This window comes from Methylorubrum sp. POS3 (assembly GCF_043352485.1).
Classification (GTDB): Bacteria; Pseudomonadota; Alphaproteobacteria; order Rhizobiales; family Beijerinckiaceae; genus Methylobacterium; species Methylobacterium suomiense.
Map to the genome: position 1 here is coordinate 3,471,059 of NZ_JAPRBT010000001.1, position 22,002 is coordinate 3,493,060.

Here is a 22,002-nt window from a genome sequence, read left to right on the forward strand (position 1 = left end):
AATGACGGACGAGGGGTTCGGACGGGAAAGCGCGCCCCAGCCGGGGATGCGGCGGTGCACAATAACTCTGGTTTTCCCCAGTGGTCTCTTGAGCAAAGGAAACTTTCTGCAGGCGATGCGAGTTTAATCCTCAGCATCATGAAGATAAGGACAGCTTGGGTCTGCGAGCTGCTCCGGGGAGTGCTCGCTTGCTGTATCCTCTCTACGAGGCTGGACATCTGTGGCTTGCGCCCCTGCGCATGGCCGCCGAAGCCACCCGCATCGCCTGCGAGAACCCGTTCAACCCGCTGGCCTACGCGCCGCAGAGCCGCGCGGTCGCCGCCGGCTGCGAGATGTTCGAGCGCGCCACCCGCGTCTACACCAAGCCGGACTTCCGTCTCGGCGTGCCCGAGCGCGTCGTCTGGGAAAGCCCGTTCTGCCGCGCCGTCGCCTTCGGCGAACCCGGTCCCGAGCTTGCGGCGCGCCCGAAGCTCCTGATCGTGGCGCCGATGTCGGGCCATTACGCCACGCTGCTGCGCGGCACGGTGGAAGGCTTCCTCCCGACCCATCAGGTCGTCATCACCGACTGGACGGATGCCCGGCAGGTTCCGCTCGCTGCCGGCCGCTTCGGGCTCGACGATTACGTCGATACCTGCATCCAGCTGTTCGAGGCGCTGGGGCCGGATCTCCACGTCGCGGCGGTGTGCCAGCCCTCGGTGCCGGTCCTGGCCGCCATCGCCCGCATGGAGGCGGAGGGGAACCCGCTGGTGCCCCGCTCGGCCACCGTGATCGGCGGTCCGATCGACACCCGCCGCGCGCCGACCGCTGTGAATGCGCTGGCCACCGAGAAGGGGTTTCCCTGGTTCGAGCAGAACTGCATCCACACCGTGCCGCCAGGTTATCCGGGGGCGGGGCGCGCGGTCTATCCGGGCTTCCTGCAGCTCGCCGGCTTCATGGGCATGAATCTGGAGCGCCACGCGGACGCGCATCACGCGATGTTCGACCATCTCGTCCGGGGCGATGGCGATTCGGCGGCCAAGCACCGCGCCTTCTACGACGAGTATCTCGCGGTGATGGACCTCACCGCCGAATTCTACCTTGAGACGATCCGCCGGGTCTTCATCGATCATGAGCTGCCCCGCGGCGTGTTCCATCACCGGGGCCGGAAGGTCGATCTCGGGGCCATCCGCCGCTGTCACCTCATGGCGATCGAGGGCGAGAAGGACGACATCACCGGCATCGGTCAGACCAGGGCCGCGCTGGAACTGGCCGTGAACCTGCCCGAGAGCGCCAAGGCCTATCACCTCCAGCCGGGAGCGGGGCATTACGGCATCTTCAACGGCGCGCGCTTCCGCGCCGAGATCGTGCCGCTGATGCGCGGCTTCATGGAGCGCAGCATGGAGGCGGCCCGCCCGGCCCCGGAGAGGGCGTCGGAGGTCGATACGCGCCCGATCCTCCTGCCGGTCGAGCCGGCGCTGGCCCAACCGCAACGCCACGCCGTGCCGCCCCGTGCACGCCGCCCCGACTGGGCCGTCTGGCGCGACGCCCCCACCCCGAACGAACGTCCGGAGCAGCGGATCGGGTAATCCCGTCCCTTCTGCCCAACCGCTTCATCCCGAGGATGCCGGCTTTCCGTCCTCGTGAGGAAAGCCGGCATCTCTTGTCGCGCCCCCCGGGGCGGATCGCTGTTTGACCCACCCCTTTCGCTGAATTATGAATTCAAAAACGTCGGGACCGGCGTGGCGAGGGGAGGTTCGACTTGGGCGCGACAGCCAGTCCGCGGGCGACGGCCCGCAATGCGGCGGGGCTGCCGCGCAAGCTCGCGGAGGTTCTGCAGGGCGAGGTCCGCTTCGACGCCTTCACCCGCGGGCGCTACGCGACCGATGCCTCGATCTACCAGATCATGCCGGCCGGCGTCGTCTTCCCGAAAAGCGCCGACGATATCGCCGCGACCCTGAAGGTCGCGGCCGATCACGCGCTTCCGGTGATCCTGCGCGGCGGCGGCACCTCGCAGAACGGCCAGCCGATCGGCTCCGGCCTCGTGGTCGATTGCTCGCGCCACTTCAACCGGGTCCTGGCCTACGATGCGGAGGCCGGCACCGTCACGGTCGAGCCCGGCCACGTGCTGGAACGGCTGAACGCGCGCCTGCGGGCCGATGGCTGGTTCTTCCCCGTCGAGCCCTCGACCGCGACCCGCTGCACCATCGGCGGCATGGCGGGCAACAATTCCTGCGGCGCCCGCTCCCTGCGCTACGGCAAGATGAGCGACAACGTCCTCGGGCTGGAGGCCCTGTTCCACGACGGGCGCGCCTTCGGCTTCGGGCTCACCGGCAACGAGGCCGCCGCGGTGTCCGGCGGCCCCCGGGCCGAAGATCTCGCCCGGCGCATGCTGGCCCTGGCCGACGCGCATCGCGGGGAGATCGAACGGGTCTACCCGAAGGTGCAGCGGCGGGTCGGCGGCTACAACCTCGACAGCCTGATCGAGCCGCGGCCGAACCTCGCCCATCTCCTCGTCGGATCGGAGGGGACGCTCGCTGCCACCACGGCGGTGACGCTCAAGCTCTCGCGGCTGCCCGCCCACCGGGTCATGGGCGTGTGCCATTTCCCCTCGTTCCGCGCGGCGATGGAGACGACGCAGGCGATCGTCGGCCTCGATCCGGTGGCGGTCGAGCTCGTCGACAACAACGTGCTGGTCCTCGGCGCCGACATCCCGCTGTTCCGCACCACCCTCGCCGACATCACGAAGGGCACCCCGAACTGCCTGCTGCTCGCCGAGTTCGCGGGCGATGACCTCGCCGCGCTCCAGCGCGATCTGCGGCGCCTCGACCAGTGCATGGCCGATCACGGCTTTCCCGACGCCGTGGTCGAGGTGGTCGAGGCCAACCGCCAGAAGGCGGTCTGGGAGGTGCGGGAGGCCTGCCTCAACATCATGATGTCGATGAAGGGCGACCGGAAGCCCGTCTCGTTCATCGAGGATTGCGCCGTCCCCCTCGAGCATCTGGCCGATTACACCGATGCCGTCACCGAGGTGTTTTCCCGGCACGGCACGCGGGGCACGTGGTACGCCCATGCCTCCGTCGGCTGCCTGCACGTGCGCCCGATCCTCAACATGAAGGACGGGGGCGACGTGGCGACGATGCGCGCCATCGCCGAGGAGACCGCGGAGCTGGTGCGCCGGCACAAGGGCTCCTATTCGGGCGAGCACGGCGACGGCATCTCGCGCTCGGAATTCGTCGAGCCGCTGTTCGGCCCGACGCTCACCCGCGCCTTCGAGACGGTGAAGGACGCCTTCGATCCCGACAACCGTCTGAACCCCAACAAGATCGTCCGCCCGCTGAAGATGGACGACCGCACGCTGATGCGCTTCGCCCCCGGTTATGAGGTGACCGAGCCGGCGCGGACGGCCCTCGACTGGTCGGATTGGGGCGGGTTCGGCCCGGCGGTCGAGATGTGCAACAACAACGGCACCTGCCGGAAGCTCGCCGGGGGCGCCATGTGCCCCTCCTACCGTGCCACCGGCGACGAGCAGCACCTGACGCGGGGCCGGGCCAATTCCCTGCGCCTCGCCATCTCCGGCCAGCTCGGCAAGGACGCGTTCCTGTCGCCGGAGATGAAGCGCACGATGGATCTGTGCGTGTCCTGCAAGGCCTGCCGCCGGGAATGCCCGACCGGCGTCGACATGGCCAAGATGAAGATCGAGTTCCTGCACCATTACCATGCCCGCCACGGGCTGCCCCTGCGCGAGCGCCTGGTAGCCGAGATGCCGCGCTTCGCCGGGATCGCCGCAGCGCTGAGCCCCCTGCTCAACCTGCGCAACCGCTCCGCCATCCTGGCGAAGTTCGGCGAGGAGCGTCTCGGCTTCTCGGCGCGGCGCTCGCTGCCGGCCTGGCGGCGGCCCTGGCGCGAAGCCGGCGAGCCGGCGCACCCGCAGGACGTGGTCGACGATGTCCGCGACATCGTCCTGTTCGGCGACACCTTCAACCGCGCCTTCGAGCGCGAGAATCTCGAGGCCGCCGAGCGGGTTCTGACGGCCGCGGGCTACCGCCTGCACCGCGTGCTGGCCCATAAGGGCCGGCGCCCGCTCTGCTGCGGCCGCACGTGGCTGGCCTCCGGCCAGACCGACCGGGCGCGGGAAGAGGCGCGCCGGACGCTCGACGCGCTCCTGCCCTTCGTGCGCGCCGGTGCGCGTGTGGTCGGGCTGGAGCCCTCCTGCCTCCTCACCTTCCGCGACGAGTTCCTGTCGCTCCTGCCGGGGGACGAGGCGAAGACGCTGGCGGAGCGCAGTCTCTTGTTCGAGGAACTGCTCGCCGCCGATCTCGCGGCGGGCCGGATCCGCTTGCCGCTCCGGGAGCAGGGGGGCCGCGTCGCGCATCTGCACGGCCATTGCCACCAGAAGAGTTTCGGCGTGATGGGGGCGGTGGAGACGGTGTTGCGCCACGTGCCGGGGCTCGACGTCAGGGTGATCGAATCGAGCTGTTGCGGCATGGCCGGGGCCTTCGGCTACCGGGCCGACACGATCGACGCGTCCTTCGCCATGGCCGAGCTGTCGCTGTTCCCGGCCCTCCGCAAGGCCGGGCCCGACGACCTCGTCGTCGCCGACGGCACGAGCTGCCGCCATCAGATCCATGACGGCCTCGGGCGCGAGGCGATCCACGTCGCCCGCGTGCTCGACGCGGCGCTCTAGATCGTGCTGCTGTTTCGGGGAAACAGCAGCACGATCTATCTATTCATGTCGCAAGATGATTTCGGAAAACCGGATTCCACTTTTCCGCATCGTGCTCTGAGACATCGGTCCGAGGGGCCGTCGTCGGCCTGTCGGGCAAGCCGAGGCGGGGACAAACACCCGAAGCCCCGCTTCGGCGGAAGCCGCGGCCCAGCGGCGCGGGGTGGAACAGGGACGGGCGGGCCCGGTTGTCGCGGCAATCCACGACAGGAGCCGTGATGACCGATCCGCTGACCAAATATCCGCGCCCGCCCTTTCCCGCGCAGCCCCAGAGCTTCCCCGGCAAGACGCCGAAGATGGAGCCCGAGCCGGATCACGGCGAGGAGAGCTACAAGGGCGCGGGCAAGCTGACCGGCAAGGCGGCGCTCATCACCGGCGGCGACAGCGGCATCGGCCGGGCGGTCGCCATCGCCTATGCCCGCGAGGGCGCCGACGTGGCCATCGCCTATCTCCCCGAGGAGCAGGCGGACGCGGAAGCGGTCGGCCAATGGATCGAGAAGGCGGGCAAGCGCGCCCTGCTGCTGCCCGGCGACATCAAGGATGCCGCCTTCGCCCGCGAGATCGTGGACCGCACGGCCCGGGAGTTCGGCCGCCTCGACGTGCTCGTGAACAACGCCGCCTTCCAGGAGCCGAACCGGGGCCTCGACGCGCTGGACGACGCGGTGTTCGAGAAACACTTCCGCACCAACGTGTTCGGCAGCTTCTACGCCACCAAGGCGGCCCTGGCGCACCTGCCGCCGGGGGGCAGCGTGATCTTCACCTCCTCGGTGAATTCCAAGCACCCGATGCCGACGCTGATGGCCTACAGCGCCACCAAGGGGGCGCTGAGCAACATGGTGCTCAGCCTCGCCCAGCTGCTCGCCGAGAAGGGTATCCGCGTGAACGGCGTGCTGCCGGGACCGATCTGGACGCCGTTCATTCCCTCGGGAATGAGCCAGGACGCGGTGAAGACCTTCGGCAGCCAAGTGCCGTTCGACCGCCCCGGCCAGCCGGCGGAACTGGCCTCGGCCTACGTGATGCTGGCCGCCGAGGAGAGCAGCTACACCTCCGGCGCGCTGATCACCGTGGCCGGCGCGATGCCGGTGCTGTGACGGACACCTTCCGAGCCGATCCCTCATCCCGAGGGGCCAAAATCGGCTCGGCCTCGAAGGAGAGCTCCGGCCGGCCGCGCAGTCCCCGGCGCTCCCCTTCGGCAGGACATGCCTGAGGACGCGCCTGCGAGGGTCGCCCCTTTGATATGGGGGCGACCCGCGCTTTCTCAGCCGCGATACGCGGCCGCCCAGTCGCCCGTGGGCAGGTTGTGCAGCACGAGGGGCAGCCCGCTCTCGCGCAGGCACTCACCCAGCCGCTCCGCCGGCTCGGCATAGGGGAACTGGATCTCGACGGCGTCGAAGCCGGCGTCCCGCGCCGCCGCGAAGCGCTCGACCAGCGGGCGTTCGGTGAACAGGAGGCTGAGATTGGCGGAGAAACGCGGCATTCTGATCCGCTAAAATGCATGCAAAATCCGGGGCGTTCTGAGCCGGCTACTCGGAGATTTGGGCTTCGCGGTCGGCGGCGGCCCGGCGCTTGTTGCGCAGGTGACGGAACAGGATGTCGGCGAGTTCCGCTCCCGCCCGGCGGCGGAGCGCGTCGAGGATCTCCTCGTGCTCCCGCATCGCCTCGCCCCAGCGGTCGCGGTCTGCGTCGAGATTGGCCGAGTAGCGCACCCGGCGCAGGCGCCCGGCGAAGCCCGCATAGGTCGCCCTGAGTGCGGCGTTGCCGGCGGCCTCGACGATGCGGTCGTGGATCGCTTGGTTGCAGGCGAAGTAGCCGTGCAGGTCGCGGCGGAGATAATGCCCGTACATCGCGTGGTGCAGCCGCTCGATCTCGGCGAAGTCCTCCGCCGTCACCCGCTCGCAGGCGAGGCGGCCGGCCAGCGCCTCGAGCCCGCCCATCACGTCGAACAGGTCCACCAGCTCCCGCTCGTCGATCCGGCGCACCCGCGCGCCGCGGTTCGGCAGCAGTTCGATCAGCCCCTCGGAAGCCAGGACCTTGAGCGCCTCGCGCAGGGGGGTGCGGGAGATGCCGAAGCGCTCGCAGAGCAGCCGTTCGGGCACCCGCGCCCCGGCGGCGAGATTGCCCTCGACGATGAAGTCGCGCAGCCGCGCCAGCACCTCGTCGTGCAGGGAGGGCACCAGTCTTTCCTGCGGTTTTGGCGGCGGGCCGAGGGTCGGAGAGGCGGCGGCGTCGGTGCCGTCCGAATCGATCGGTGCGAGGGTCATGGCGGACATCGGCGATTGGTAGCAGCGGCCTCGACCGAGGTCGACGGCAGAATTGCCCTCATGATACGGCTTGTGTCCCGCAATTTTGAATGCAATTTTGACGCGGAGACGCGCCGAGCACGAACCCGGCGCCGGGGAGAAGACGCCATGACGGGCCGGACCGGACGCCATTTCCTGCATATTCCCGGGCCGAGCCCGGTGCCGGAGCGCGTGTTGCGTGCCATGGACCGGCAGATCATCGACCATCGCGGGCCCGAATTCGCCCGGCTCGGCCGCGAGGTACTGGAGGGCATCCGCGGGGTGTTCCGCACCCAGGGTCCGGTGATCATCTATCCGGGTTCGGGCACGGGGGCCTGGGAGGCGGCGATCGTCAACACGCTCTCGCCGGGCGACCGGGTGCTGATGTTCGAGACCGGCCATTTCGCCACGCTCTGGCGACAGATGGCGGCCCGCTTCGGCATCGAGGTCGAGTTCGTGCCCGGCGATTGGCGCCGCGGCGTCGATCCCGCCGCGGTCGAGGCCCGGCTGTCCGAGGATCGCGCCCGGTCGATCAAGGCCGTGATGGTCGTCCACAACGAGACCTCGACCGGCGTGACGAGCCGGATCGCCGCGATCCGCCGGGCGATCGACGCGGCGGGCCACCCGGCCCTGTTCCTCGTCGACACCATCTCCTCCCTGGCCTCGGTCGATGTTCGCCACGACGAATGGGGCATCGATGTCACCGTCAGCGGGTCGCAGAAGGGCCTGATGCTGCCGCCGGGCCTCGGCTTCACGGCGATCTCGGAGAAGGCCCGCGCCGCCGCCCGCCACAACACGATGCCCCGGTCCTACTGGGACTGGGAGGAGATGCTGAAGGCCAACGCCTCCGGCACCTTCCCCTACACGCCGGCCACCAACCTGCTCTGGGGCCTGCGCGAGGCCATCGCCATGCTGAGGGAGGAGGGGCTCGACGCCGTCTTCGCCCGCCACGCCCGGCTCGCCGCCGCGACCCGCGCGGCGGTGGAGGCCTGGGGTCTGGAGGTCCTGTGCCAGAATCCGGACGAGCACTCGCCGGTGCTCACCGCCGTGATGATGCCGGAGGGACGGGGGGCCGACGCCTTCCGCGCCGTGGCGCTCGAGCGGTTCGACCTCTCGCTCGGCGCCGGCCTGTCGAAGCTGTCCGACAAAATCTTCCGCATTGGCCATCTCGGCGAGACCAACGACCTGACCCTGATGGGGGCCCTGTCGGGGGTCGAGATGGCGCTCGCCGCGTCCCGCGTGCCGCACCGGCCCGGCGGCGTGCTCGCCGCGATGGCGAGCCTGGGGGCCGGCCTCGACGGCTGACCGATCACCCGCGCTTCGGGAAAGCCGTGCACCCGATACGGCCCTGGGGCGGTTGTCCGAAGAACCGGAGGAAACCGCCGATGATCACGATCCCTCGCCGCGTGACGGCGCCGGGCATGGTGCTGTTCCTGCTCTGCCTGATGTACTTCATCACCTATGTCGACCGGGTCAATGTCGGCACCGCCGGGCCGGCGATCAAAGGCGAACTCGGGCTGACCAACACCCAGCTCGGCCTCGTCTTCTCGGCCTTCGCCTACCCCTACGCGGTGTTCCAGATCGTCGGCGGCGCCATGGCCGACAAATGGGGTGCGCGGCGCACCCTGTTCCTCTGCGGCCTGATCTGGGCGGCGGCCACCATCTCCACCGGCTTCGTCGGCGGCGTGGTCTCGCTGTTCCTGGCCCGCTTCGCCCTCGGCTTCGGCGAGGGGGCGACCTTTCCCACCGCGACCCGCGCCATGCAGTCCTGGGTGGCCAAGGATCAGCGCGGCTTCGCGCAGGGCATCACCCACTCCTTCGCCCGCTTCGGCAACGCCATCACGCCGCCGCTCGTGGTGGTGCTGATGGGCTTCGTCGGCTGGCGCGGGGCCTTCGTCATCCTGGGCCTCGTCAGCTTCGTCTGGGTCGTGGTCTGGTTCGCCTATTACCGGGACGATCCGCGCACGCATAAGGGCGTGACCGACGCGGACCTGGCCCGCCTCGCGATCCGCGACCGCGCCGCCCCACCCGCGGTCAAGCCTCCGGTGCCGTGGCGCCGACTCGTGGTGCGGATGGCCCCCGTCACGCTGACCTATTTCTGCTACGGCTGGTCGCTGTGGCTCTACCTCAACTGGCTGCCCTCGTTCTTCAAGGACGGCTACGGCCTCGACATCAAGAACTCGGCCCTGTTCGCCTCGGGCGTGTTCTTCGCGGGCGTGATCGGCGACACCCTGGGCGGGCTGGCCTCGGACCGCATCCTGCGCAGGACCGGCGACCTGCAGAAGGCGCGCCGCAACGTGATCGCCTTCGGCATGCTGGGGGCCGCCGCCTGCCTCGCGGGCGTCTTCTTCACCAAGGAACTCACCCTGGTGGCGCTCCTGCTCTCCGGCGGCTTCTTCTTCCTGGAACTCGTGATCGGGCCGATCTGGTCGGTGCCGATGGACATCGCCCCCCTTTATGCCGGCACCGCGAGCGGGTTGATGAATTTCGGCTCGGCCTTCGCCGCGATCGTCTCGCCGCTGACGTTCGGCTTCATCGTCGACGTGACCGGCAACTGGATCCTGCCGTTCGCCGGCTCGATCGGCCTGCTGATCCTCGGCGCGGGGCTCGCCTTCACGATGCACCCGGAACGCCCCTTCCTCGATGCGCCCGATCCGTCGCCGCCGCGGACCGTGCCGGCGGAATAGGACCGGGATTCCGAAGGGGCGCCGATTCGGCGGGGTGCCGGGACGCTTCTCCGGATTCTTCTGCCGCATCGGCGTTTTGCCGAAAGCCGGCATCCGCCGTTCGGGCCGAGGCTTTAACCCTTCGGCCATCGGTGCTGGAGGGTGGCCAGGACCTCGACGGCGTCCTGCGAGATGCCGGCCTCGCGGGCGGCCCTGAGGGTCGGATCCTCTGCCGGCGGCGGCGCGGCGGTGCGGGCCTCGAATTGGCGGCGATGGGCGTGGTCGAGGATGTCGGCGATGCGGCCGCCGACCGCCACGGCGATGGCGGTCGAGTCCGGCCCCTCGGAGCGGTGGATGTGCATCCGCTCCAGCGCCTCGGCGATCTGGCGCTCGAAGGCCTGGAACAGGTCCCCCGCCGCCTTCGGGTTCATGCGCATCAGCGCCGCGGCCGCCGCGCCGTAGGTTTCCTTGAGCATGTAGAGCGTCAGCCGCTCGACCGCCCGATCGTCCTCGTCCGCCGGCTTGCCCGTCTCACCCGTCATCGCGCCTGTCCTGTTCCGCCGTCTTCCGGATCGTTTCTCCGGCGACAGATGATGGAAACCTTAAGGCAAGACGGCGCGTCCCGCCCGCTCGCTACGATGCCGACGGGATGAAACCGATCCGCTTGGGTCAGGGGTGGGCCGAGCGACCTGCCGATCCGCCATGGGTCGGGAAGCCGGCGCGCCGGAGGCGGGCAGCCCCGCCGTCCTCTCGGAACGGCGGGGCGTGTCGTGTCCGCACGACGGAGCCGATACGCAACGCGGCTCCGAGGAAGAGAATGACCGGTTCAGGTTAGCCGGCCCTCAAGGCGCCGTCTCGATCGCGGTCCCGGAATGGGATGGTCTCACCCGGCCGGGCTCGCCGACGCGGGCCGCGCGAAGACGAGGCGCTGATAGACGAGACCGATGCCGATCAGGCAGGCACCGAGACCGAGGAACGAGAGGGCCCGCAACAGGCCCTCCAGCCCGGCGAGATCGAACAGGAACACCTTGAGGGTCGTGAGCCCGATCAGCACCGCCGAGGCGAGGCGGGGCAGGGTCGAGCGCCGCCGGATCCCGACGGCGAGCGCGAGGAGGCCGAGGGTGAGCCCCGCCGCGGAATAGGCGTACCATTCGGCCTGGCTCGTCCCGCGATCGAGACTGATCCGCTCCCCCTGGAAGCCGTGGCGCACGGCCAGCCCCGTGCCGAGGCAGGCGAGGGCGAGGCCGAACAGCCCCGCGGCCCGCACGAACCATCGCGGACGACGCCCCGGCGCGGTCCGGGCCAGGGCGAGGGCGGCCAGGGCCGGTGCTCCGTAGGCGAGGAGGATGTCGTTGACGAGGAGGCCGCCCGCCACCGGCTCGTCGGTCAGGAGCGGGTTGACGGCAAGCCCGAGACCGAGCCCGCCCTGCACCAGGGCGAGGACGGCGAAGGCGATTCCCCCGAACCGGACGACCGGCGAGGCGCCCGCGCCCGAGACGTGCCCCATCACCAGGGAGAAGCCGAGGGCGGAGAGCGTGGTCAGCCCCTGTTCGAGCAGGCTCGTATCCGGGGCGGCGAGGTCGCCGCCATGGAGCGCGTGGCGGATCTCGAGGAAGACGAGCAGGGCCGCCAGAACGAGGCTCACCGCCTGGGTGACCTGTTCCGGCCCATCCGCCGCGCCCCGGCGGATCGCGCGGGCGGCAAGGCCCAGGCAGAGCGCGGGCAGGCCGTAGGCGAGGAGGAGCCCGTTGAGGATCGGCGTCGCCGACAGGCCGGGGCCGGTCAGCAGCGGGTCCCAGGCGAGGCGCACCGCCACCAAGACGGCGAGCCCGGCCACGCAGACGCGCAGGGCCGGGATGTCGAGGCGGCGGGCGATCAGCGCCGTCGCGAGAGCGGCGGCGGCCAGGGCCGGGGTCAGCGATCCGCCGGAGACGGCGAAGACGAGCCCGAGGCACAGGGCCGCCACCGAGGCCGCCGCGAAGGTGCCGAGGCCGAGGGTGAGGGCGGGGGAGGGCCTGCGTCCGGCCTCCCGGCGGCAGAGGGCGGCCAGCCCGCAGAAGCCGGCGCCGAGGCCGCCCGCGATCGCCGCGAAGCCCGGCGCGACCGCGCCGTCGGAGAGGCGCAGAAAGGCAAGCGTCAGGGCCGCCAGCGGACCGAGCGCCGCGCCCGCGGCATAGGCGAGGGCGGTCGCGTAGGGCAGGCGGCTGCCCCCGAGGAGCCGCAGGGCTCCGGGGGCGGCGATCGTGGCGGCGGTGAGGGCGGCGAAGCCCAGCATCGTCCCCGGCGCGTCGATGCCGTGCCACAGGCCGAGCAGGCCGCGCGCGGGTTCGCCCGTTTCCGGCCAGAGCGCGAGGGTGGCGACGAGGGCCCCGACCGCCACCGGCAGGCCGAGGGCGGCCGGGGCGGCGAGGAACCCGGCGGCGGCGGGCAGGGCCGATGCGGCGAAGGCCGCCGCGATCCAGCCGGCGCCCGCTCCCGCGTCGGCGGTCAGGCCGAGCACCGCCCCGGCGACGAGAGCGAAGCCGGCGAGCACCCCCGCGGCGAAGCGGTCGGGCCGCGCCTGCGCATCCGCCGTGCCCCGGCCCGGCAGAACGGCGAGGACGAGGACCGCGAGCGCGCCCTGCAGCACGAGATGCGCCTGCGCCGGTCCGGCCCCCGCGGCGTGGAAAGCCAGCAGCACGCTCCAGGCCGCCGCACCGAGGCCGCCGGCCACGGCCAGCGCCCGCCAGCCCCTGAGCCACGCGAAGCCGTAGGCGCTGCCCGCCACCACGGGCAGGTAGAGCGCGAGCGGCCACAGGCTCGCCGACCCACCGCCGATCAGGAGCGGCGTCGCCATCGCGCCGACGAGGCCGAGGCCGGCCAGCGCCGGCCCGTGCAGGAGGGCCGCGGCCATGGCGGCGAGTCCCGTCGCCGCGAGCCCGGAGAAGGCCGCGAGCGGCCCGAGGAAGCCGTAGAGGGCGTGCGCCGCGTAGAGCGCCCCGAACAGGGCCGCGATGCCGGCGGCGGTGACGACGGCGGGCACGTCGGGCCATGTCGGGATCGACGGGGGAAGCGAATCGGGGCCCGCCATCGTCCCGCGCAGGCGCCGCCGCAGGACTTCGCCCGCGGCGAGCAGCGCGAGCGCGAGCGCGATGGCCCCCGCGACGCGCATGCCCGGCCCGAAGACTCCCTGCTCGGCCGAGTAGCGCACCATCAGGGCGCCGCCGAAGGCCAGCGCCAGCCCGCCGATCCAGACGGTCCAGCGGGTGCCGAACCGTTCCTCCAGGGAGGGGCGCGGCGCGCCCGGTCGCGCGGCGGCTTGCTCCGGTGTTGCCGGTATGCGCTCCGGCGCGATTTTCGGGACCTGGCTCCGCTGAGGCGGCGTCGATTGCGCGCGGGGTGCCGCGGCGCGGACGGCGTCCGGCTGCCCCGTCTCCGGCGGGATCGTTTCCGATCGCGGTCCTGGGGCGACCCCGCCTTCGAGCCGGGCGAGGCGCCGCTCCAGATCGGCGACGCGACCGCGCTGCACCAGTGCCGCGACGAGGCCCGCGGGTCCGGACACGGCGAGGCCGAGGCCGATCAGGACGAGAAGGAGAAGAAGGCTGTCGTCCATGGGGCCGGCCGTCCGGTTCGGAAGGCGGCGACCTTAACGCGGTGCGGGGGCGGCGCGCGTGTGGACGCTCACAGCCGGGCCGTCAGCGCGTATAGGCGAGATGCAGCCGGCAGCCCTCGCGCTCCACCACGGCGCAGGGCCGATCGATGGCCAGCGATGCGATCGAGAGATGGACGGTGTCGGGGATGACGGCGCCCGGATCGACTTCGACGTCGACGCCGTTCGGTGAAGAATCCCACACGAGACAACCAATCGAGCTTGCGATTTCGTCCGACGAAATCAGTCCTACCTCGAACGCGTCTTGAAGAAATAAATCACGGTCCGTGCTCATCATCGACTATCTCCGCGACCGCAGCGGCTCCATGCATTAACGATACGGTTAGGATTTCCGGAAAGCACGCGGAAATTTTTTAAGAGCTGGCAAAAAACCTGTTGCATGCTCGATCAGTTCATGAATGCGTGAGCGTCGTTGCTTGTTCGTTCCGAGTCTGGTCATTCGGTTGTATGTCGTCGTCCGATACGCGTGGCGCGTCTTGTGGCGACAGCATCGAGAATACGGTCGGGACACTCATCCACGGCGAAGGTGTCTCGACCGGGCGCGACGGCTTGACCCGCCGGAGCGCCGGCTCCACGATCCCGTCCGCGCGAAGAAGGTTTCCGAGGCGTGGCGACAGGCCGTTTGGCGAGCATCCCGTTCTTCAAGGAACCGGGTGTCGATCTTTCCCCCTACGAGACGCGCTGCCACTGGCGGCGCTTCGACGAGAACGAGACGCTCGTCGACTACGACGACATCTCGACCGACGTGTATTTCCTCGCCACCGGCGAGGTGCGCATCCTCAACCGTTCGCAATCGGGCAAGGAGGTCATCCTCGGCGAGATGCGGGCGGGGGCCTTCTTCGGCGAACTCGCCGCCCTCGACGGGATCGGCCGCTCGGCCAACGTCACGGCGCTGACCCGGGGCGAGGTCTGCGTGGTGCCGGCCGCCGTGTTCCGCCAGATCGTGTTCGCCTCGGAGCCCATCGCCGACCGGCTGTTCCGGCTGCTCGCCAAGCGCGTGCGCGAGCTGAACACGCGGCTCATGGAGCATGCCCTGCTCGACCTGCGCCACCGCCTCTACGCGGAGCTACTGCGCCTCTCGGTGCCGCGGGCCGGACACGAGGGCGAGCGGGTCGTGACGCCGCCGCCCTATCACCACGTCCTCGCCGCCCGCATCGGCTGCCGCCGCGAGCAGGTGACCCGCGAGTTCACCGTGATGGCGGGCGAGGGGCTGATCGACCGCACCCGCGGCGCCCTCGTCATCCGCCGCCCCGACCTGCTGGAGGCGCGGGTGCAGGAGGCGCTGCGGGAAGACGCGTGATACTGAGCGACCGAGTCGCCCCGAGCCCCTGACCCGATCACCTTGCACGCGCCCACGCCCCTTCCCGCCGCCCCGCTGCTCCGCATCGAGCGGATCACCAAGCGCTTCGCCGCCCACACGGCCGTCGATGGGGTCTCGCTCGACCTCGCCCAGGGGGAGATCGTCTGCCTGCTCGGCCCTTCGGGCTGCGGCAAGAGCACCCTGCTGCGGCTGGTCGCCGGCTTCGAGGCGCCGGATGCCGGCACGATCCGGCTCGACGGGGCGGACCTGACCGCGCTCCCGCCGCATCGGCGGCCGGTCAACATGATGTTCCAGTCCTACGCGCTGTTCCCGCACATGCGCGTGGCGGCCAATATCGGCTACGGTCTCAAGGGCTTGGGCCTGAGCCGGCGGGAGGCGGCCGAGCGGGTCGCCGGGCTGGTGAAGCTCGTGCGGCTCGAAGGCTTCGAGGCCCGCAAACCCGACACGCTGTCGGGCGGGCAGCGCCAGCGGGTGGCCCTCGCCCGCGCCCTCGCCCGCGAGCCCAAGATCCTGCTCCTCGACGAGCCGCTCGGCGCCCTCGACCGGACGCTCCGCGAGGAGACGCAAGGGGAGCTGCGGGCGATCCAGCGGCGGCTCGGCACCAGCTTCGTCGTCGTCACCCACGACCCCGAGGAGGCGATGGCGCTGGCCGACCGGATCGGCGTGATGGAGCGCGGGCGCCTCGTCCAGATCGGCCCGGCCCGCGACCTCTACGAGCGCCCGGCCAGCCGCTTCGTCGCCGGCCTCCTGGGGGATGTGAACCTGATCGAGGGCCGCCTCGGGCCCGCCGAGCCCGGCGGCCTCCGCACCGTCGAGACGGCCTTGGGGCCGATCCGCGCGAGCGGGGAGGGGGCGGCCGGCGCCGCCGTGGTGGTGGCGGTGCGGCCCGAGCGGCTGAGCCTCGGGGCCGCCGCGGGGCTGCCCGGCACGCTCGTCGAGGCGACCTTCCTCGGCGACCGCATCCGCTCCCGGATCGCCATGGCCGACGGCTCGGTGCTGCGCGCCTCCGCGGCCCTGCCTGCGCCGGGGCCGGTGCCGGCCGTGGGCGCGGCCGTGACCGTCGCCATCCCGCCGGATTCCGCCCGGATCCTGCCGGCATGAGCGGGCGCCTGACCCGCAGGCTCGGGCGCGGCCTGGTGCGCGGGCTGCCGCTGCTGTGGCTGGTGCTGTTCTTCCTCGTGCCCTTCGTGGTGACGCTGAAGATCAGCTTCTCCTCGCCCGCCACGGCGCAGCCGCCCTATCTGCCGGTGATCGACTGGCAGGGCGGGCTCGAGGGCTGGAGCGAGTTCCTGCAGGCGCTCGACTTCCAGAACTACCACATGATTGCGGGCGACGCGCTCTACCGCGACGCCGCCCTCTCCTCCCTGGGCTACGCCGCCCTCGCCACCACGATCCTGGCGCTGATCGGCACGCCGACCGCCTACGCCATGGCGCGGGCCTCCGCGCGCTGGCAGCCGATCCTCGTGGCGCTCGTCATCGTGCCGTTCTGGACGAGCTTCCTCATCCGCATCTACGCCTGGATCGCGATCCTCAAGCCCGAGGGGCTGCTCAACGGGGCGCTCCTGAAGCTCGGGCTGATCGCGGGGCCCCTGCCGCTGCTCGATTCGTCCGTCGGCGTGCTGATCGGTCTGACCTATGCCTACCTGCCCTTCATGGTCCTGCCACTCTACGCGGTGATGAGCCGACTCGATCCGGCGCTCCTCGAGGCCGCGGCGGATCTCGGCGCCGGGCGGGCGCGGGCCTTCGCCACCGTCACCCTGCCGCTCGCCCTGCCGGGGCTGGCGGCGGGCGCGCTGCTCTGCTTCATCCCGATGGTCGGCGAGTTCATCATCCCCGACCTGCTCGGCGGCTCGGACACGCTCATGCTCGGACGGGTGCTGTGGAGCGAGTTCTTCTCCAACCGCGATTGGCCGCTCGCTTCGGCCGTCGCGGTGCTGCTGCTGATCCTGATCGTGGTGCCCGTCGTGCTGTTCCGCGAGGCGGAACTGCGGCGGGAGGAGGCGGCCGAGGGGAGGGGACGATGAGCCCCTTCGCCCGCTCCGCCCTGACCCTGGCGCTCGCCTTCCTCTACGCGCCGATCCTGGTGCTGATCGTCTATTCCTTCAACGATTCGAAGCTCGTCACCGTCTGGGGCGGGTTCTCGACCCGCTGGTACGCGATCCTGTTCGCCGACGGGCCGCTGCTCGCCGCCGCCCTCGTCTCGCTCAAGGTGGCGCTGCTCTCCGCCGCCATCGCGGGCGTGCTCGGCACCCTCGCCGCCCTCGCCCTCGACCGGCACGGGCGGTTCTTCGGGCGCGGCGCCTATACCGGCCTGCTCTACGCCCCCATGGTGATGCCCGAGGTCATCACCGGCCTATCGCTGCTGCTGCTCTTCGTCGGCATCGGGCTGGATCGCGGCATCGCCACCATCGTGATCGCCCACGCGACCTTCGCCACCGGCTTCGTGGCGGTAGTGGTCGGCGCCCGCCTGAAAAGCCTCGACCGCTCCCTGGAGGAGGCCGCCGCCGATCTCGGCGCGGCGCCGCTGCGGGTGTTCCTCGGCATCACCCTGCCGCTGATCGCGCCCTCGGTGGTGGCCGGGTTCCTGCTGGCCTTCACCCTGTCGCTGGACGACCTCGTGATCGCGAGCTTCGTCTCGGGCCCCGGCGCCACGACCCTGCCGATGCGCCTCTACAGCCAGGTCAGGCTCGGGGTGAACCCGGAGATCAACGCCGCCTCGACGCTGATGATCGCCCTGGTGGGCCTGGTGGTGCTGGCGGCCTCGTGGCTGACGGCGCGGCGGGGGCAGGGGGGATAGGGGCGGGCTGCTGCGAACTTGAATTGTAACGCAGAGCGTTGTACTTCTTGAGGTGTTGCCGTGCTGGTTTTTTCGGCCTGAGACATCGGGGCAACGGTTCGGTTCGCCCGCACCCGCTGATCGATCGAGCGGCTATAACAAGATGATTTTCATGGTTTTTTGATCTGCCGACTGGGGGCAGGGCATGAAGATTTTTACGACTTCGCTTTTCGCGAAATTGGTCGACAAGGAGGGCGTTTCCGAAGCTGATCTGATGGAAGCGGTCGATCGTGCCGAGCGCGGTCAGATCGATGGTCCGATCGGAAAGTTCCTAATCAAGCAGCGTATCGCCCGTCCGGGACAGGGACGCGCCCGCGGCTTTCGATCCATCCTCGCGTACAGGGCCGGCGACTTCGCCGTGTTCCTGTATCTTTTCCCGAAGAGCGCCCGGGCCAACCTTACGGTGCACGAGCGCACCGCCTACCAAGATTACGCCGAGACCCTGACCCGTCACACGGATGCGGATTTCGCCCGCTTGGTCGCCGAGCGAGGATGGAGGCAGATCGCATGACAACCCGCTCTCGAGCCACGCCCCGCAGCGACGCCCTTCAGGCGCTGCACGAGGCTGCGTCCGACTCCCACGCAGTCGGGGCGATCAACAAGGCCACCATGCGCCATTTCGATCTTGCCTGTCTCACCCCGGTCGAGCCGCTCTCGCCCGAAGCCATCCGGCAGGTGCGCGAGACGGCGAAGATGAGCCAAGCGCTCTTCGCCCGCGCGCTCAACGTGACTGTCACCCTCGTCAGTCAATGGGAGCGCGGCGAGCGCCGCCCGAGCGGCCCCTCGCTCAAGCTCCTGTCTTTGGCCGCGCACAAGGGCATCGATACGATCCTGTGAACGCTCCCGCCGGAAGCAGATGCTGGTTCGCCGAAGGAAGCCTCCTGGCGCATGCCGAACCAGTCTCGCCTGGGTCTCACCCCGGCGGCGCCAGCACCTGCGCGCGGCGGGCCTCCAGCGTCTGCCAGACGAGGAGCGAGGGCAGGCCGAGGACCACGTCGGGGACGCGCTTGGCCAGCGACAGGGCGATGGCGATTCCGGCATCGAGCCCGAACAGGGCGCCGACGAACACGAAGCCGCCCTCCTGCACGCCGAGGCCGCTCGGGACCGGGAAGGCCGCCGACTTGATCGCCTGCGACAGCGATTCCAGCACCAGCACCTCGGTCAGGCTCGCCTCGATCCCCATGCAGGCGAGGACGATCCAGATCTCGGCCGCGCCGAGCAGCCAGCCGGCGGCGTGAAGCAGCGTCGCCTGGGCCAGCGGCCCCCGGCGGTCTCGACCCCAGACGGCGTCGAGGGCATCGCGGACCGAGGGGCCGGTGCGCGCCGCGGCGTCGGGCTCGGACGGGCCGATGACGCGGCGCAGGAGGCCGGAGAGCCGCCGCTCCAGGCCGCGCGTCGAGCCCAGGCGCTGCAGCGCGAAGAAGGCCGCCACCGCGGCGACCGCGACCGCCGCCACCTCCACGGTCCAGCGGGCCAGAGTGGCGGCGGCCTCGCCCGGCAGCCGCCAGAGCAGGCCCGCCCCGAGCACGGTGAACGCCACCTGCGTGGCCACCTGGATCAGCATGTCGGCGAGCAGCGAGGCCGCGGCGAAGCTGCCGGCGACCCCCCAGAAGGTCAGCAGGCGCCCGCCCACCACCTCGCCGCCGACCGAGGCGACGGGCAGGAGCACGTTCACCCCCTCGCGGACGAAGCGCAGGATCACGAAGGCGCCGGTTTCGACCGGCTTTCCCCCCGGCCCGGCGGGCGCGAGGCCGGCGAGAAGCCGTGCCCAGGCGAGTCCGCAGACGAGGACGATCAGCGCGCGCACGAGGACGAGGCCGATCAGACCGATCGCGCCGATCCGCCCGAACGCGTCGCCGATCGCCGTGAGATCGTTGGTGACCACGAGCCACGTGCCCAGGGCCAGCCCGGCGAGCGTCCCGAGGAGCGGCAGGCGGCGGGCGAGGCCGCGCAGGAGCCGGTTCGGGCCAGACTTCGGGGCAAGCTTCGGGCCGGGCCGGGGATCAGCCATCGGCGGCGCGCACGATCGGAACCGGGCGGGCGGGGGCGTCGAGGCGCAGGGCCTGCGGCGAGAGTTCCTTGAGCGCCGGCTCCAGCAGGACGACGCGACCACGGGCCAGGGAGGCCGCCGTCGCCACGGTGAGCAACCGCTTGGGACAGGGGCCGAGGCAGCCCGTCTCGACGATCTTCACCTTGCGGGCTTTCGTCTTGCGGGTCTCGGCCTTGCGAAGCGTGCCGTCGATCTCGGCCGTGGCGTGAGAGCTTGGGGCGCGCTTGAGGACGCGCTTGAGGGCGCGGCCGAGCCGCTTGCGGTCCACGCCCTGGCGTTTGGCGCACTTGCCGCAGACCAGAACCACTTCCGCGAAGCTGGCCTTGGCCGTGCGGGCCGGGCCGCACGGTTCCTGACGCCGTCCCAACTGCTCCTCCGAAGTCGTCATCCGCATCGGCCGTGGTGCCGGATCGCCGTGCATCCGGCACGCCCCCCGGATCCGGGCTGCCCGCGGCATGCCCCGGGCACAACCGGTGCGGGGCGGCCTATCGCAAGTCCGGTCCCGCGCGGCAATCCCGGCGGATCGCCGCGCCTTAAAAAGGGCCGAAAAAACCGTGACCTCAGCCGTGGCCGCGAGGGCTCGCCCGGCGCTTCGCGGCCGGGTGCGGCATGAGCCCGGCATGAACCGGCACGAGCCCCGGCGGCGGTTTCCCCGCGAGGATGTCCTTTCGATGAGTTCGGACGAGATCAAGCAGGAGACGAGAGTCCGGTCGAGCCCGAGCGTCCAGTCGCTCATGGATCTCGCCCGCCGCTCCGTGCCGGATCTGCGGCGCAACGCCGAGACGATCGAGCCCGTGCCCGCGAGCCGCAGGGGCGCCCTGGCCGCGCAGCTGCGCCGGACCCTGGACTGGACCCGCCTGCCCGGCCTCAAGCCCCGCGAGGAGAACCGGCCGCAGCCCCGCCTGCTGGTGCGGCTCCTGCGCAGCTACGGCATCTTCGTGCTGGTGCCGACGGCGGCGGTGAGTTTCTACGTCTTCGCCCTGGCCACGCCGCAATACATCGTCGAGTCGCAATTCGCGGTGCGCGGCAACATCGAGCCGATGGGATCCGTCCAGCTCGGAATGTATCAAGACCTCATTCAGAAGCATAACAGCCAGGATAGCTTCATCCTCCGCGACTACATCAAGAGCCGCCCCCTCGTGGAGGCGGTCGATGCCAAGCTCGATCTTGGAAAGATGTTCTCGCATGACGGGATCGACTTTTGGGCGCGCTACGATGCGGGCCAGCCGGTCGAGAAGCTGGTCAAACATTGGCGCCACCACGTCCAGCCGCAGATCGACGTCGTCTCAGGCGTGATCCGTCTGACCGTGCGGGCCTTCTCGCCCGAGGACGCCGTGGCGATCTCCAAGGAGGTGATCACCCGGTCGGAGAGCCTCGTGAACACGATCTCCCGCCGCGCCCAGGAGGACATGCTCGTCCAGGCGCAGAAGGAGGTCGACAAGGCGGGCGAGCGGCTCAAGCGCGCCCGTATGGCGCTGCAGGAATTCCGCAATCGCTGGGGCATCATCGATCCGGTGCTGTCCGCGAAGGCGACGGCCACGACGATCGAGATGCTGCGCAAGGACAAGATCAAGGCCGAGAACGACCTGCGCGTCATGCGCGATTCCAAGCTCGACGAGCGGACCCGCGGCGTCCAGGTGCTCGTCGCCACCGTCGCGGCCATCGACGGGCAGATGAAGGAACTGCAGAACCGTCTCACCACCGACGGCCTCGTCACCGACGCCTCGCGCAATCTGACCCAGGCTCTCCTCGAATACGAGGGGCTGATGGTCGAGCAGATGATCGCGGAGAAGCTCAACGCGTCGGTGACCATGCTCCTCGACCGCGCCCGGGTCGCGGCCTCGAAGCAGCAGATCTACCTCTCGACCTTCATCGAGCCCCTGCTGCCGACCTACTCGGCCTATCCGGCCCCCCTCTACGCCGTCGGCGTGGCGCTGTTCCTGTTCACGATGATCTGGAGCGCGCTCTCCCTGGTCCGGGCCGCCGTCGTCGACAATCGCCTCTGACGAGCGGAGCCGGTCGTGGACTGCTCCGGCATCGCGATGCCGGGCGGGGCCTCTTGATCGGGCTGCCGCCATGGGCACATTCCCGTCCGGGGCCGCCCGGCTCCGATTTTCACCCGATGACCCTCAACCGGCTTTGAGTGCGTGCCATGGCGGACTTCTCGGACCTCGTCGCCCGCGCGGTGAGCCCGTCGATGAGCCGGGACGAGCGGGAGCAGGTCTACACGGTGGTCCGGCAGGCGGTGCAGCGGCTCCAGGACCGCGAGGGGCTGGCGGCCGACGATCCCGCCATCGTGCTCCAGCGCCACCTGATCGAGGAGACGATCCGGGACGTCGAGTTCGACATCACCCGCTACCTGACGCTGCGCAAGATCGAGGAGGCCCGGGCCGCACAGGATGCCGAACACGCGGCGCGGATCTCGGGCCGGCGGCGCTGAGCCCGCCCGAACCTCCGCTCCGCCCCGCGCGGTGATCCGGATGCGCCGCCCGCCGGCTG

General features: G+C 70.7%; 20 protein-coding genes. 13 read left to right on the top strand and 7 right to left on the bottom strand.

The window, feature by feature from the left end:
• Positions 1–188: 188 nt before the first annotated feature.
• The 3 genes from OWC43_RS16075 to OWC43_RS16085 all read left to right on the top strand — a co-directional run bounded on the left by OWC43_RS16075 (position 189) and on the right by OWC43_RS16085 (position 5,793).
• Complete coding sequence (locus tag OWC43_RS16075; RefSeq protein ID WP_393957394.1) at positions 189–1,565, top strand: polyhydroxyalkanoate depolymerase; 1,377 nt, start codon at positions 189–191, stop codon at positions 1,563–1,565.
• 173 nt (positions 1,566–1,738) lie between these two features.
• Entirely contained in the window at positions 1,739–4,663 is a 2,925-nt protein-coding gene (locus OWC43_RS16080; protein WP_393957395.1) for an FAD-binding and (Fe-S)-binding domain-containing protein, read from the top strand.
• Between the two features lie 257 nt (positions 4,664–4,920).
• Complete coding sequence (locus OWC43_RS16085) at positions 4,921–5,793, top strand: SDR family oxidoreductase (RefSeq protein ID WP_137830300.1); 873 nt, start codon at positions 4,921–4,923, stop codon at positions 5,791–5,793.
• A gap of 167 nt (positions 5,794–5,960) precedes the next feature.
• Here OWC43_RS16085 and OWC43_RS16090 read toward each other — a convergent pair whose 3' ends face one another.
• Positions 5,961–6,179, bottom strand: coding sequence for a hypothetical protein (locus OWC43_RS16090; RefSeq protein ID WP_393957396.1), 219 nt, complete (start codon positions 6,177–6,179; stop codon positions 5,961–5,963).
• A 46-nt stretch (positions 6,180–6,225) separates the two neighbouring features.
• Complete coding sequence (locus OWC43_RS16095; RefSeq protein WP_393957397.1) at positions 6,226–6,963, bottom strand: GntR family transcriptional regulator; 738 nt, start codon at positions 6,961–6,963, stop codon at positions 6,226–6,228.
• A 147-nt stretch (positions 6,964–7,110) separates the two neighbouring features.
• On the opposite strand from OWC43_RS16095, the gene OWC43_RS16100 reads away from it, so the two are divergent.
• Together OWC43_RS16100 and OWC43_RS16105 are read left to right on the top strand one after the other, a co-directional pair.
• Complete coding sequence (locus OWC43_RS16100) at positions 7,111–8,286, top strand: pyridoxal-phosphate-dependent aminotransferase family protein (protein ID WP_393957398.1); 1,176 nt, start codon at positions 7,111–7,113, stop codon at positions 8,284–8,286.
• An 80-nt stretch (positions 8,287–8,366) separates the two neighbouring features.
• Positions 8,367–9,668, top strand: coding sequence for an MFS transporter (locus OWC43_RS16105; RefSeq protein WP_393957399.1), 1,302 nt, complete (start codon positions 8,367–8,369; stop codon positions 9,666–9,668).
• Between the two features lie 113 nt (positions 9,669–9,781).
• Here the strand turns inward: OWC43_RS16105 and OWC43_RS16110 are convergent, their stop codons facing one another.
• From OWC43_RS16110 to OWC43_RS16120, 3 genes are all read right to left on the bottom strand, one after another.
• Positions 9,782–10,189: a hypothetical protein gene (locus tag OWC43_RS16110; RefSeq protein WP_137830306.1), complete on the bottom strand. Its 408-nt coding sequence runs from the start codon at positions 10,187–10,189 to the stop codon at positions 9,782–9,784.
• A gap of 341 nt (positions 10,190–10,530) precedes the next feature.
• Entirely contained in the window at positions 10,531–13,239 is a 2,709-nt protein-coding gene (locus OWC43_RS16115) for a DUF2339 domain-containing protein (RefSeq protein ID WP_393957400.1), read from the bottom strand.
• Between the two features lie 82 nt (positions 13,240–13,321).
• Positions 13,322–13,573 (bottom strand): hypothetical protein, encoded by a 252-nt coding sequence (locus OWC43_RS16120; RefSeq protein ID WP_171015509.1) that lies wholly within the window; start codon positions 13,571–13,573, stop codon positions 13,322–13,324.
• A 330-nt stretch (positions 13,574–13,903) separates the two neighbouring features.
• On the opposite strand from OWC43_RS16120, the gene OWC43_RS16125 reads away from it, so the two are divergent.
• The 6 genes from OWC43_RS16125 (at position 13,904) to OWC43_RS16150 (ending at position 18,290) form a co-directional block, all read left to right on the top strand.
• On the top strand, positions 13,904–14,596 hold the full coding sequence (locus OWC43_RS16125; RefSeq protein ID WP_137830308.1) for a Crp/Fnr family transcriptional regulator: 693 nt from the start codon (positions 13,904–13,906) through the stop codon (positions 14,594–14,596).
• Positions 14,597–14,638: 42 nt separating this feature from the next.
• Positions 14,639–15,718 (top strand): ABC transporter ATP-binding protein, encoded by a 1,080-nt coding sequence (locus OWC43_RS16130; protein ID WP_137830309.1) that lies wholly within the window; start codon positions 14,639–14,641, stop codon positions 15,716–15,718.
• Positions 15,715–16,641, top strand: coding sequence for an ABC transporter permease (locus OWC43_RS16135; RefSeq protein ID WP_393957401.1), 927 nt, complete (start codon positions 15,715–15,717; stop codon positions 16,639–16,641). The genes OWC43_RS16130 and OWC43_RS16135 overlap by 4 nt, the downstream gene beginning before the upstream one ends.
• Positions 16,638–17,414, top strand: a complete 777-nt coding sequence (locus OWC43_RS16140) for an ABC transporter permease subunit (RefSeq protein WP_137830311.1) — start codon at positions 16,638–16,640, stop codon at positions 17,412–17,414. Before OWC43_RS16135 ends, OWC43_RS16140 begins: the two co-directional genes overlap by 4 nt.
• 184 nt (positions 17,415–17,598) lie before the next feature.
• Positions 17,599–17,964, top strand: coding sequence for a type II toxin-antitoxin system RelE/ParE family toxin (locus tag OWC43_RS16145; RefSeq protein ID WP_393957402.1), 366 nt, complete (start codon positions 17,599–17,601; stop codon positions 17,962–17,964).
• A complete protein-coding gene (locus OWC43_RS16150) occupies positions 17,961–18,290 on the top strand; it encodes a helix-turn-helix domain-containing protein (RefSeq protein ID WP_393957403.1) in 330 nt (109 codons plus the stop codon). The genes OWC43_RS16145 and OWC43_RS16150 overlap by 4 nt, the downstream gene beginning before the upstream one ends.
• A 76-nt stretch (positions 18,291–18,366) precedes the next feature.
• Here the strand turns inward: OWC43_RS16150 and OWC43_RS16155 are convergent, their stop codons facing one another.
• Both OWC43_RS16155 and OWC43_RS16160 read right to left on the bottom strand, forming a co-directional pair.
• Positions 18,367–19,464 (bottom strand): lysylphosphatidylglycerol synthase domain-containing protein, encoded by a 1,098-nt coding sequence (locus OWC43_RS16155; RefSeq protein ID WP_393957404.1) that lies wholly within the window; start codon positions 19,462–19,464, stop codon positions 18,367–18,369.
• A complete protein-coding gene (locus tag OWC43_RS16160) occupies positions 19,457–19,891 on the bottom strand; it encodes a hypothetical protein (protein WP_393957406.1) in 435 nt (144 codons plus the stop codon). The genes OWC43_RS16155 and OWC43_RS16160 overlap by 8 nt, the downstream gene beginning before the upstream one ends.
• Before the next feature lie 283 nt (positions 19,892–20,174).
• Between OWC43_RS16160 and OWC43_RS16165 the strand changes: the two genes are divergently transcribed.
• Entirely contained in the window at positions 20,175–21,509 is a 1,335-nt protein-coding gene (locus OWC43_RS16165; RefSeq protein ID WP_393957407.1) for a capsule biosynthesis protein, read from the top strand.
• Between the two features lie 146 nt (positions 21,510–21,655).
• On the top strand, positions 21,656–21,943 hold the full coding sequence (locus OWC43_RS16170) for a hypothetical protein (protein ID WP_137830316.1): 288 nt from the start codon (positions 21,656–21,658) through the stop codon (positions 21,941–21,943).
• Positions 21,944–22,002 lie beyond the last annotated feature (59 nt).

Coding starts and splice junctions, on each gene's coding strand:
- OWC43_RS16135 (WP_393957401.1), top strand. CDS start 15,715: ATGAGCGGGCGCCTGACCCGCAGGCTCGGGCGCGGCCTGGTGCGCGGG.
- OWC43_RS16160 (WP_393957406.1), bottom strand. CDS start 19,891: ATGACGACTTCGGAGGAGCAGTTGGGACGGCGTCAGGAACCGTGCGGC.
- OWC43_RS16110 (WP_137830306.1), bottom strand. CDS start 10,189: ATGACGGGTGAGACGGGCAAGCCGGCGGACGAGGACGATCGGGCGGTC.
- OWC43_RS16150 (WP_393957403.1), top strand. CDS start 17,961: ATGACAACCCGCTCTCGAGCCACGCCCCGCAGCGACGCCCTTCAGGCG.
- OWC43_RS16165 (WP_393957407.1), top strand. CDS start 20,175: ATGAGTTCGGACGAGATCAAGCAGGAGACGAGAGTCCGGTCGAGCCCG.
- OWC43_RS16100 (WP_393957398.1), top strand. CDS start 7,111: ATGACGGGCCGGACCGGACGCCATTTCCTGCATATTCCCGGGCCGAGC.
- OWC43_RS16145 (WP_393957402.1), top strand. CDS start 17,599: ATGAAGATTTTTACGACTTCGCTTTTCGCGAAATTGGTCGACAAGGAG.
- OWC43_RS16095 (WP_393957397.1), bottom strand. CDS start 6,963: ATGACCCTCGCACCGATCGATTCGGACGGCACCGACGCCGCCGCCTCT.
- OWC43_RS16085 (WP_137830300.1), top strand. CDS start 4,921: ATGACCGATCCGCTGACCAAATATCCGCGCCCGCCCTTTCCCGCGCAG.
- OWC43_RS16105 (WP_393957399.1), top strand. CDS start 8,367: ATGATCACGATCCCTCGCCGCGTGACGGCGCCGGGCATGGTGCTGTTC.
- OWC43_RS16155 (WP_393957404.1), bottom strand. CDS start 19,464: ATGGCTGATCCCCGGCCCGGCCCGAAGCTTGCCCCGAAGTCTGGCCCG.
- OWC43_RS16090 (WP_393957396.1), bottom strand. CDS start 6,179: ATGCCGCGTTTCTCCGCCAATCTCAGCCTCCTGTTCACCGAACGCCCG.
- OWC43_RS16170 (WP_137830316.1), top strand. CDS start 21,656: ATGGCGGACTTCTCGGACCTCGTCGCCCGCGCGGTGAGCCCGTCGATG.
- OWC43_RS16120 (WP_171015509.1), bottom strand. CDS start 13,573: ATGATGAGCACGGACCGTGATTTATTTCTTCAAGACGCGTTCGAGGTA.
- OWC43_RS16140 (WP_137830311.1), top strand. CDS start 16,638: ATGAGCCCCTTCGCCCGCTCCGCCCTGACCCTGGCGCTCGCCTTCCTC.
- OWC43_RS16115 (WP_393957400.1), bottom strand. CDS start 13,239: ATGGACGACAGCCTTCTTCTCCTTCTCGTCCTGATCGGCCTCGGCCTC.